The sequence below is a fragment of the Streptococcus infantis genome (assembly GCF_001579645.1).
Lineage (GTDB): Bacteria > Bacillota > Bacilli > Lactobacillales > Streptococcaceae > Streptococcus > Streptococcus infantis_E.
Genome location: NZ_KQ970819.1, coordinates 146826 through 155994 on the forward strand (window position 1 = coordinate 146826; position 9169 = coordinate 155994).

A 9169-nucleotide genomic window follows, 5' to 3' on the forward strand; every position below is an offset into this window, starting at 1 on the left:
CAATATTTTTTCTTTAATGTTAATCTGTGAATTATTTTCATAAAATTTTTTTAGGAAATCTCTTAGTTTATTAATTAAAAAAATTTCATTTTTCTGGTTTTTTTCTAAAAACTCGGAAATATTATTCATAATTTCATTTATATCATACATGACTATTTTTTACCTTTCATTCTTAAGAATCTTAATACCCATGTACAACTACTACACGGTGCTTTAAGTGTATCATCAGCAAGATTATAAGCTTCTGATGTTCCGTTTTTAACGATTTTTCTTAAATCAGATATTTTTTTATAATAACCTTAACCCTTTTTTTGATAGTACTAATGGATCAATCAATCCCAGCGCATTCATCGAAAACTGATAAAAGTTTGTCCCTCCCATCAATCCAATCTGATCCTGATTCACAAACCGCCCGACGTTCGGCTCATAATACCTGAAGAAGTTGTAATGCAACCCCGTCTCACGGTCGGCATACTGGTTTTGCAGGCGGAAGGGTTGGTGAGCAGTTCCGGATATGTTGGTTTCACTCTTCAGGTTACCCCAACCGTAATAATTGCCGAACCAAACTAGGTTGCCATCCTTATCGGTCATCTCTCTCGGGATGCCGATTTGGTCGCAGTGGAAGTAGTGGGTTTGTTAGCGGCTTTCGCCGTCTTCGTTGGTCCAGTTGCGTACCTGTGCCAAGGGTTCGTAGGAATCCGGGTCGGTGTAGAGATAGGTATATCTGCCGTCCGGCTGGATTTCCTGCAAGAGATGGCTGCCGTCCCAAACGAATCCGGTTTCCTCTTCGAGGCCGTCTGAAACTTTTTCGTTTTTCAGACGGCCTTTGCCTATCCTTCTGCCCAAGGCATCATAGGTGTAGGCCCAAGTCTCTTTGCTGCCGTCTTTTTCGAAAATTTCGGATTTAACCAGTTGGTCATGCAGGTCGTAGAAATAGTTCTGTACTTCACCGTCGGCCAGCTCGCGGTGGATCAGGTTGCCGAAGTGGTCGTAGTAATAGCTGCTGACGTTGTAGGTTTTTAGGCGGTTGTCGGGGACGGTAGGGCTATTGTGATCGGACAGGATATTGTGCGCGGGGTCCAAGGCGAACGCTTCATTACCCGCTTTGGTAATCCGACCCAGTTTGTCGTATTCAAAATGGGTTGTTCCCGTCCGTTGGTCGGTACTGTGGGTCAGGTTGCCTGCTTTGTCGTAGGCGTAGCTGCGGTTGACGGCCTAAGCTGATGCTACTGAGTTCTTACCTATCTAGGTCTGCGTCAGGTCGTTCAGTGCGGCGATTTGTTTTATGAAGCTAACTGTGTGCTTTAGGAGAATCTCTCTATACGAGCTATGACTTGTTTATTAGATCTTAATCTAATTCGCTCGCTTTGGCTTAGTAAAATGGTTGATCTTCTTTCGTAACAGTATGCTTTAACTTATGTTTTCAAGTAAATAATCAAATAACTGGTTTGCAATAAGTTCTGCGTGGGTATTTATAACGGGGAATTCAAAGTAATAATATTGAGATTCATATCTTTCTAATATGTAGCTGGGAATTAAAAAAAATTTATTATAGCAAGAAGATATTTCTTTTATAGAATTAGAAATATCTTCTAATTTATTACTTATATTAGTTATGTCAAAAAATAGCTCACTAAAACCATTATCAATATTATTAATTGTAATAAATGGATATTTATTTTGATTGCAAAATTCCCAGTGGTCAGTATAATTTTGATCTTTTTTATAAATAAATTTATTCATATAATCCTCTTATTTGAATTTGAAGTCAGTTACATTCTTCCTTTTTCCAGCTTTATCAAATATTGCCATGTAGTGAATAGTAAGCCCATCTATTTTTTTGCTAACCCCAATGGGTCAACCCACTCCTGCGCATTCGGCGCAAACCGATAAAAGTTAAATCCATCTTCCAACCCAATCGGATCCTGATTCACAAACCGACCCGCATCAGGCTCATAGTACCTGAAGAAGTTGTAATGCAGTCCCGTTTCACAGTCGGCATACTGGTTTTGCAGGCGGAAGGGTTGGTGAGCAGTTCCGGATATGTTGGTTTCGTTCTTCAGTTTGCCCCAACCGTAATAATTGCCGAACCAAACTAGATTGCCATCCTTATCGGTCATCTCTCTCGGGATGCCGATTTGGTCGCAGTGGAAGTAGTGGGTTTGTTGGCGATTTTCGCCGTCTTCGTTGGTCCAGTTGTGTACCTGTGCGTACCTCACATGCCCTATGTCAGGATTGGAAGTTTCATGCGGGCTACAACTTACTTATTCATCTTCATAAGCATCACCATAGCTTTGAAAAGAGGAATCTAACCAAAACCATTCTTTTTTATTTGAAACCAATTTCTCCAGTAGTTCTGTAAATGATTTAGCAATAATGGGAGACTCATCAGGTGTAGCATGAGTTTCTATAAAACTATCATAACAAAAACCAAATCTTTTTTCATTTAAGTCTATACTGATATATTGACTGAGCTCTTGTGAAGATGCAATCATGAACCAATCATTACTGATATCATCTGCCAACTCCTCCCAAATAACATCATCAGCTGGATATAGAATTTGGTTTGTTGGTTGCAATTCTGAAAGTGAACTGATTCTTATCTCACAAGAAGTATTAATATTAAGAATAGCATATTCATAATTTTCATAAAAGAATTTTAAATCTTGTGGCAAAGGAAAAGCAAATTCTGGTTTTGATACTGCTTTCAAAAATTGATGGCTACTTTTTTGTTCTAATTTTTCAATTAATTCTTTGATTTTCATAAAATACTCCTTAGGGCTGAAAGTTTTTGTTCAGACTACATCTAGCTTACTTGTACAAGTTATATTCTGTTTTTTGCTAAAAAAATATTTTCTAGTGTTTTCCTAAACGAAACCATATCAGTGTCTATATTTATTTCAATATCAATATGTTTCTCGATTTTCAAAGATTTCTGAATATCATCTCCGAAATCGAATGATAAAGTATTACCTTTTAAATCATATGCAACGTTATTGCTTTCGATTGAAAACGTTTGTTCATTGAATTCAAGGTATATTTGATCATCTTCATCTTGATTGAAGGTTAGGGTGAAATAATGAAAATTTCCCAAATCAAAGTAGATATATGACAAACCTTCATCATCGGACTCATCAAATGAAATTACTACTGGGTTCCACATAGATTTATTTTTCATTAGCAAACTACAACCTCACAATCAGATTCTCCAAAAATATACCCAATATATTCATTTAATTTTTTATCAGGTTGATATGTAATAATTAGATTTTTAATACTATTTTGATAAATTTTTTGGTTTTCTTGAAAATAAATAACTAATTTATCGGAATAAATTTCTACCTTTTTGAAACCACCTACCCCTGAATATTGTTGAGTATTAATTTCATAATAATAGTATTCTAAGTCATCAACTTCTCTTTGCAAAATTAAGTAATTGTCAGGATTAGGTTTTTCACTATCTGCAAATGCAATAGTAAGAATATCATCTTCTATTTTGTAATACGTATTTCTTGAAATAATTTCCATAAAATATTCCTTATCATATTGTTTCTTAACATTTTACAGGTGGAGGTGTTTGTCGTTTTTTCAGCTGGGCGAGGTGCTTTACGAGTTCTTTTTTGTAAATTTCGGCTTTAACCAGTTGGTCGTGCAGATCGTAGAAATAGTTCTGCACTTCGCTGTCAGATAGTTCGCGGTGGATTAGGTTGCCGAAGTGGTCGTAGTAATAGCTGCTGCCGTTGTAGGTTTTCAGGCGGTTGTTGGGGACGGTAGGGCTATTGTGATCGGACAGGATATTGTGCCCGGGGTCGAAGGCGAACACTTCATTACCCGCTTGGGTAATCCAGCCCAGTTTGTCATATTCAAAATGGGTCGTACCCGTCCGCTGGTCTGTGCTGTGGGCCTTGTGGAATTGTTGAGACTTCCTCCCTCACCTGCCATTATTGTTGTAGATGCTCATGAGCATATATACATTTAATTCCTTGTTTTATAGTGGTAATTAAATCATTAATTGTGTTATCAGATTCTAAAAATAATGGATTTTCCCAATCACAATTTTTAATTACGTAAACTTTGAATTTTCCATTTCTACCGATATGGGGATACCACCCAACATCTAAAATATATTTTTCATTAAAGAACTGTACTTGTAATAAATCTTCTTCAAATTCAAGTTTATTGAATTCATTAGTATTATTGAATAACCAAAATAAATTTTCATAAGTGATAATGCCATCTTTAAAATCAATTTTAGGTTCCATTTCAAATTGCTCCTAATCTTTTCAAGTATTCTTTTTTTGTAATTGGATGTCCATCTATTACTCCTTGAGAGCATTCAACTCGTATATATGGTGTGTCTATCCCTTCTGATGCACCAATAACTTTTCCAGTATCATACACTTTATAATGTACGTTTTTACCAAATGATGAAACTGGAGTTCCTTTTATCCAAGCTGTTCTTTCTAATGATTCAATATGAATTTCAGGCACCTGGAGCATTAGATAATCCGAGCGGGTCAACCCACTCCTGCACATTCGGCGCAAAAGCATACAAATTCTCCCCACCCAACAACCCAATCGGATCCTGATTCACAAACCGACCCACATCAGGCTCGTAATACCTGAAGAAGTTGTAATGCAGCCCTGTTTCACGGTCGCAATACTGGTTTTGCAGGCGGAAGGGCTGGTATGCGCTATCCGTTACCTTGGTTTCCTCTTTCAGACGACCCCAGCCGGTATAGTTGCCGAACCACAGCAAATTGCCGTCCTTATCGGTCATCTCACGCGGGATGCCGATTTGGTCGCAGTGGAAGTAGTGGGTTTGTTGTCAGCTTTCGCCGTCTTCGTTGGTCCAGTTGTGTACCTGTGCGTACCGCACATGCCCTACGTCAGGATTGGAGATTTCATGCTGGCTACAGTTTGCTAATTACTTTAATTTAGATATGTATAGAATGCCATTTCCCATCATAACTATCAAATTCTTTTACTGTGAATTTGGAAATTTATGCAGGCTACGGCTTGCTTTGTTTTATTTATTTATTTAAAGGATACAATAGAAGTAATTTTATTAATAAATTTTTTAGCTAAATTTTCATTTTCTTTTTTGAAAAATCGAATATCTAAGCCGTCATCTACATCATTAACTAAAATAAATTCTTCTTTCATAAATAAAAAATACCACATATCAGCATTAGGGCTTATAATCACTTCTTGTAATTCAATATCCATTCCCTTTATTAATTCATTGATTTCACTACTATCGAAAGAAAAATCTAATGGAAGAGACAATAGGGATTTATTAATTTTTAATGCTTCCATAATCATATCCCTAACTCTGCAAGTAATTTGGCACAATCGACACCATCTAGCAACTTTTTATTTACTGATTCTCTAGATTTTCTTGATGATTCTATAATATCTTCTTTATAATCAATATCGTTACTTCTGTTCAATAATAGTTGGTGAATAAATAAAACTATATCATTTACTTCCATAAGATTCCTTTCTATTTCAATAGGATAATTTCAAATAATACATCTGAAGGTGACGGAAGTGAGGCTGTGCGTCGCCTCCGGGTTAGGCGATTTGACAGAGGTCGTCGGAAAACCTTGCATTGGATTCAATGCTTTATCTAGATGACGATTATCATGTTTTTTATTTAAACATAGTTTAATTTAAAAACGACAAGCTTCCCCTCAGGATATTTACCTTCCCATCCACAAGGCCAAAACCCTTTAAAATAAGCATCTTCTATCATATTCCAAATAGGATGATTTTTCTTATATTTGTTGTTTAAATAACAATTAAATAAATCGGCATCTATATCACTAAATAAACTATCTTTTAATCCCTCCTCTAAGTGCAAGGAATTCAATTTTTTTTCAATTTCAGGAACAGCATATTCATCCCAAAAATTGTCATCTTCATCTGTAGATAGCTTTAAAATTAGTGAGTTTGATTCACGTAAATCCGCCCAAACAGTCTTTAAATCATACTGCTGATATGCATATCTTTGTGCTACTGAAATATCTTGAATAATTTTCCATTGGCTGTTTTGATAATTACCTGATACTTCTAATAAATTATTTTTTATAAATCCTAACATTATATTCATAATGTTACTCCTTTTTATGTTAAGTAATTAATCCAATCTTGTTTTGTTGTTGGTTTATATAAAGACTTACTTCCTGACTTAAGTGCCTTATGAATTTTGGATTGTAATAATTGAATTTTTCTAGCCTTTTCTCTATCACATTTAGAATTTTTATCAATATAATCTACTATTTCCATAATTGCTTGGTTATATCCTCTATGATAGCCCTTATGTTTAGAACAGGTAGTCCCTTTAGATAGAGATTCCGGTAACATAATTCCGTTACCTTTTCCATTAAGTTTAAATAATCCTTGTTTTTCTAGGCGTTGTAACAGTGGAGAATTATTAAACACCTCTACCGGAATTTTATGATGTGCTTGACGACCAGACCACCGAGTAGATTTAGTAATTGCTTCTCCCAACAGCTGAGAATTATTTTTTAGCCCCCAAACATCAACCCACTCCTGCGCATTCGGCGCAAACCGATAAAAGTTAAATCCACCTTCCACTCCAATCGGATCCTGATTCATAAACCGCCCCGCATCAGTCTCATAATACCTGAAGAAGTTGTAATGCAGCCCCGTCTCACGGTTGGCATATTGGTTTTTCAAGCGGAAACCGCGCGCAAATTCTACACACAAATCTACGTCAAGGATGGAAGTCTCATACAGGCTAAGGCTTTCTACTACTTGCTTACATAAAAATACGAGACCAATCATAGGTATATCTAGATTACAGTAAATCTATTATAGGTAATTCAAGAATATCTTTCGTTGTTAACTCTCCAATTTTCTTTTCAATAAAAGACAACTTCCTATTTTTCACTAATTTGTCATCATGGAACGCATATTCGTAGATTTTTCCATTTGTTTTATTATAGACATATCCATAATAATCATCCTGACCATCCTCATCTTCAACAAAATTCATAAAGAAAACTTCATCGTCTTGCTTTAATCTCTCTATTAATGCACTGTATAAGTTTGGCACCTCATTTACTACAAAATTTGTACATTCTAAAACACTTTCCAGCAAAATTTTAGAAGTTAATTCCTCAGACTCCATCAACTCAACTCCTATCGTTCTAAATAGTCTACTCAGGCTTGCGTCCATTTATCTATATTTCTTAATATCCTGTAAGGTAATTATACTATTTCTTAAATCATCTAAAAATAACAATTGAATTTCATATTCACGTTTTAAATTTTCGTCCTCTATTTTGCCATCTTCGGAGTATGGGAAATTCGCTAAAGCATCTTTCCAGTTAATTACGTTTTCAGCACATGCAGCAAAGTAATAACTATCAGATGATTTTTGTTGTATACCTAGTAACATATTTCGAATCGAAGTTAATAATTCTATAGTTCCTTGTGTTTCTACCATATCATTTAATGGATCATCATCATCCCAATTTATATCTTCTATAGCTTTTTGAGAGATTCCAATATTTATTTGGGAGAAATCATACCAACCAGCTTTAATGATAGCATCACAGAGTTCGTAGTTCACATTTGAATTAGTTATTTTAGTCATATTTTCATTTATTTTTTTCTCAATGATCAGTGCATTACAGCACCAAGCCGCAAATTTACATTTCTTTTGTAAATCCATTTGATCTAAAAGAGATTGTACTTTTTCAATATGTAATTCTATATTCATAACTCATCCTTTCATTAATCATATACACCACCAGCACCGTCAACACTTTGTTTACATCTTGAACAAGGTGCATTTCTTTGCTTGCTGCATAAAGTGTTTTACTTTCATTTTTCAATTCAACTTTAAAAATCGCGACAGTTGATTTTTCGATTGCACGTGCATCAGGTGTTTTTAGACCTCCTACCAAACCTATCACGTCTTGGCTTACAAAACGTCCTGTTTCTGAATCATAATAGCGGAAATAGTTATAATGGTTTCCTCTTTCATACGCCCCCAACCGGTGTAGTTTCCGAACCACAAGAGGTTGTCGTTTTTATCGGTCATCTCACGCGTGATACCGATTTGGTCGCAGTGGAAGTAGTGGGTTTGTTGTCGGCTTTCGCTGTCTTCGTTGTTTCAGTTGCGGACCTGCGCCAAGGGTTCGTAGCTATTGTATTGTAAGTGTCGGTAATGGTTTCGGGCAGCCATTGGGCGTTGTAGCTGTAGCTTGTGGTGTAACCAACAAGAGAGAAATTTGGTAGAGTTCGCCTGAAAGTATGTTTTCAGACGAACTCTACATCAATCAGTAATAAAATTGTTAAAGAACCGATAGTTCAGACGACTTAGAAGAAGATTTAGAGGTCGCTTGAAAAGCAGAAGCCGCGTGTATATTCCACACACACCCCATATCAGAATTAAAAGTTTCATACAAGCTACGGTTTGCTTTTTTTCATTCGAAAGAAATTTTTAACATTTTTGATAACCGATTTATAAAATATAAAATTGCCAAATGTTCATCTTGGTAACAATATTCTTCGGTTCTCAATCCTCTTTCAGAATAGAATATATGCCATTTTTTATTTTCTTCAACAATACATAATGATTCATCATTTACTTCATTGATTGAGTAACTATCTTCTGGTACTCCTTTATTTTTAAGATATGAATTCAATTCATTAATTTTTAACATTTTCCTATTATCACCTCTTCCAGATGCCAGATTCTATATGATTTAACAGATTTTGGTAATTCATCCTGTGTTCCTAATCCAATTTCTCCGAACAACGACATAATTTTACTTACAGCTACATTATCAATTGGTTTAAGTACCCTATATATGGTATAAGGCTTTCAATCAGAACCAGGAGGTAAGGCTGGGTATGGTGTTCCTACTGGAGATACAGATTGTCTCCGCCTAAAAGCCCAATCGGATCCTGATTAACAAACCGACCCGCATCAGGCTCATAGTACCTGAAGAAGTTGTAATACAGTCCCGTTTCACGGTCGGCATACTGGTTCTGTAAGCGGAAGGGTTGGTATGCGCTATCCGTTACCTTGGTTTCCTCTTTCATACGACCCCAGCCGGTGTAGTTGCCGAACCAAACCAGGTTGCCGTCTTTATCGGTCATCTCACGCGTGATGCCGATTTGGTCGCAG

General features: G+C 36.0%; 20 protein-coding genes. All 20 read right to left on the reverse strand.

All coding sequences use genetic code 11. The features are described from left to right. Positions 1-288: 288 nt before the first annotated feature. Positions 289-591: an RHS repeat-associated core domain-containing protein gene (locus SINDD18_RS11095; protein ID WP_061863327.1), complete on the reverse strand. Its 303-nt coding sequence runs from the start codon at positions 589-591 to the stop codon at positions 289-291. 45 nt (positions 592-636) lie between these two features. Continuing rightward, positions 637-1083, reverse strand: coding sequence for a hypothetical protein (locus SINDD18_RS11315; RefSeq protein WP_061863328.1), 447 nt, complete (start codon positions 1081-1083; stop codon positions 637-639). 327 nt (positions 1084-1410) lie between these two features. Continuing rightward, entirely contained in the window at positions 1411-1743 is a 333-nt protein-coding gene (locus tag SINDD18_RS04990; RefSeq protein WP_061863329.1) for a hypothetical protein, read from the reverse strand. Between the two features lie 89 nt (positions 1744-1832). Beyond that, positions 1833-2120 (reverse strand): RHS repeat-associated core domain-containing protein, encoded by a 288-nt coding sequence (locus SINDD18_RS04995; RefSeq protein ID WP_061863330.1) that lies wholly within the window; start codon positions 2118-2120, stop codon positions 1833-1835. Between the two features lie 144 nt (positions 2121-2264). Next, positions 2265-2765, reverse strand: a complete 501-nt coding sequence (locus SINDD18_RS05000) for an SMI1/KNR4 family protein (protein ID WP_061863331.1) — start codon at positions 2763-2765, stop codon at positions 2265-2267. 59 nt (positions 2766-2824) lie between these two features. Continuing rightward, the gene (locus SINDD18_RS05005; protein WP_206598375.1) at positions 2825-3178 is read right to left on the reverse strand and encodes a hypothetical protein; all 354 of its coding nucleotides are present in this window, start codon (positions 3176-3178) and stop codon (positions 2825-2827) included. Beyond that, entirely contained in the window at positions 3178-3528 is a 351-nt protein-coding gene (locus tag SINDD18_RS05010; protein ID WP_061863332.1) for an Imm10 family immunity protein, read from the reverse strand. Before SINDD18_RS05010 ends, SINDD18_RS05005 begins: the two co-directional genes overlap by 1 nt. Before the next feature lie 25 nt (positions 3529-3553). Continuing rightward, complete coding sequence (locus SINDD18_RS10430) at positions 3554-3823, reverse strand: hypothetical protein (RefSeq protein WP_206598379.1); 270 nt, start codon at positions 3821-3823, stop codon at positions 3554-3556. Positions 3824-3941: 118 nt separating this feature from the next. Next, complete coding sequence (locus SINDD18_RS05020; protein ID WP_061863334.1) at positions 3942-4262, reverse strand: hypothetical protein; 321 nt, start codon at positions 4260-4262, stop codon at positions 3942-3944. Between the two features lies 1 nt (position 4263). Continuing rightward, positions 4264-4491, reverse strand: coding sequence for a hypothetical protein (locus SINDD18_RS05025; RefSeq protein ID WP_153014418.1), 228 nt, complete (start codon positions 4489-4491; stop codon positions 4264-4266). Next, positions 4484-4780 carry an RHS repeat-associated core domain-containing protein gene (locus SINDD18_RS10435; protein WP_206598376.1) on the reverse strand — a complete coding sequence of 99 codons (297 nt, stop codon included), beginning with the start codon at positions 4778-4780 and terminating at the stop codon, positions 4484-4486. The genes SINDD18_RS05025 and SINDD18_RS10435 overlap by 8 nt, the downstream gene beginning before the upstream one ends. 257 nt (positions 4781-5037) lie before the next feature. Continuing rightward, positions 5038-5319, reverse strand: a complete 282-nt coding sequence (locus SINDD18_RS05035; RefSeq protein WP_061863337.1) for a hypothetical protein — start codon at positions 5317-5319, stop codon at positions 5038-5040. Between the two features lie 2 nt (positions 5320-5321). Continuing rightward, positions 5322-5495 (reverse strand): hypothetical protein, encoded by a 174-nt coding sequence (locus SINDD18_RS11320; RefSeq protein ID WP_241497341.1) that lies wholly within the window; start codon positions 5493-5495, stop codon positions 5322-5324. Positions 5496-5659: 164 nt separating this feature from the next. Next, positions 5660-6115, reverse strand: coding sequence for a hypothetical protein (locus SINDD18_RS05040; RefSeq protein ID WP_045615759.1), 456 nt, complete (start codon positions 6113-6115; stop codon positions 5660-5662). A 14-nt stretch (positions 6116-6129) separates the two neighbouring features. Beyond that, positions 6130-6813, reverse strand: coding sequence for an RHS repeat-associated core domain-containing protein (locus tag SINDD18_RS10440; RefSeq protein WP_080929489.1), 684 nt, complete (start codon positions 6811-6813; stop codon positions 6130-6132). Between the two features lie 13 nt (positions 6814-6826). Continuing rightward, positions 6827-7159, reverse strand: coding sequence for a hypothetical protein (locus tag SINDD18_RS05050; protein ID WP_045615764.1), 333 nt, complete (start codon positions 7157-7159; stop codon positions 6827-6829). A gap of 48 nt (positions 7160-7207) precedes the next feature. Beyond that, a complete protein-coding gene (locus SINDD18_RS05055) occupies positions 7208-7753 on the reverse strand; it encodes a hypothetical protein (protein ID WP_045615766.1) in 546 nt (181 codons plus the stop codon). Next, positions 7731-8030 carry a hypothetical protein gene (locus SINDD18_RS11115; protein WP_061863338.1) on the reverse strand — a complete coding sequence of 100 codons (300 nt, stop codon included), beginning with the start codon at positions 8028-8030 and terminating at the stop codon, positions 7731-7733. The genes SINDD18_RS05055 and SINDD18_RS11115 overlap by 23 nt, the downstream gene beginning before the upstream one ends. Positions 8031-8462: 432 nt before the next feature. Beyond that, on the reverse strand, positions 8463-8702 hold the full coding sequence (locus SINDD18_RS05065; protein ID WP_045615769.1) for a hypothetical protein: 240 nt from the start codon (positions 8700-8702) through the stop codon (positions 8463-8465). A gap of 199 nt (positions 8703-8901) precedes the next feature. Next, the coding region (locus tag SINDD18_RS11520; protein WP_193750830.1) for an RHS repeat-associated core domain-containing protein at positions 8902-9169 on the reverse strand (268 nt) is incomplete at its 5' end.

What these genes read in the sequence shown, in the direction of transcription:
- SINDD18_RS04995 (WP_061863330.1), bottom strand. Translation starts at nt 2,120, where the DNA reads ATGACCGATAAGGATGGCAATCTAGTTTGGTTCGGCAATTATTACGGT.
- SINDD18_RS05000 (WP_061863331.1), bottom strand. Translation starts at nt 2,765, where the DNA reads ATGAAAATCAAAGAATTAATTGAAAAATTAGAACAAAAAAGTAGCCAT.
- SINDD18_RS10435 (WP_206598376.1), bottom strand. Translation starts at nt 4,780, where the DNA reads ATGACCGATAAGGACGGCAATTTGCTGTGGTTCGGCAACTATACCGGC.
- SINDD18_RS05005 (WP_206598375.1), bottom strand. Translation starts at nt 3,178, where the DNA reads ATGAAAAATAAATCTATGTGGAACCCAGTAGTAATTTCATTTGATGAG.
- SINDD18_RS05035 (WP_061863337.1), bottom strand. Translation starts at nt 5,319, where the DNA reads ATGGAAGCATTAAAAATTAATAAATCCCTATTGTCTCTTCCATTAGAT.
- SINDD18_RS05040 (WP_045615759.1), bottom strand. Translation starts at nt 6,115, where the DNA reads ATGAATATAATGTTAGGATTTATAAAAAATAATTTATTAGAAGTATCA.
- SINDD18_RS05050 (WP_045615764.1), bottom strand. Translation starts at nt 7,159, where the DNA reads ATGGAGTCTGAGGAATTAACTTCTAAAATTTTGCTGGAAAGTGTTTTA.
- SINDD18_RS11320 (WP_241497341.1), bottom strand. Translation starts at nt 5,495, where the DNA reads ATGGAAGTAAATGATATAGTTTTATTTATTCACCAACTATTATTGAAC.
- SINDD18_RS05020 (WP_061863334.1), bottom strand. Translation starts at nt 4,262, where the DNA reads ATGGAACCTAAAATTGATTTTAAAGATGGCATTATCACTTATGAAAAT.
- SINDD18_RS10440 (WP_080929489.1), bottom strand. Translation starts at nt 6,813, where the DNA reads ATGATTGGTCTCGTATTTTTATGTAAGCAAGTAGTAGAAAGCCTTAGC.
- SINDD18_RS05010 (WP_061863332.1), bottom strand. Translation starts at nt 3,528, where the DNA reads ATGGAAATTATTTCAAGAAATACGTATTACAAAATAGAAGATGATATT.
- SINDD18_RS04990 (WP_061863329.1), bottom strand. Translation starts at nt 1,743, where the DNA reads ATGAATAAATTTATTTATAAAAAAGATCAAAATTATACTGACCACTGG.
- SINDD18_RS11095 (WP_061863327.1), bottom strand. Translation starts at nt 591, where the DNA reads ATGACCGATAAGGATGGCAACCTAGTTTGGTTCGGCAATTATTACGGT.
- SINDD18_RS05055 (WP_045615766.1), bottom strand. Translation starts at nt 7,753, where the DNA reads ATGAATATAGAATTACATATTGAAAAAGTACAATCTCTTTTAGATCAA.
- SINDD18_RS05065 (WP_045615769.1), bottom strand. Translation starts at nt 8,702, where the DNA reads ATGTTAAAAATTAATGAATTGAATTCATATCTTAAAAATAAAGGAGTA.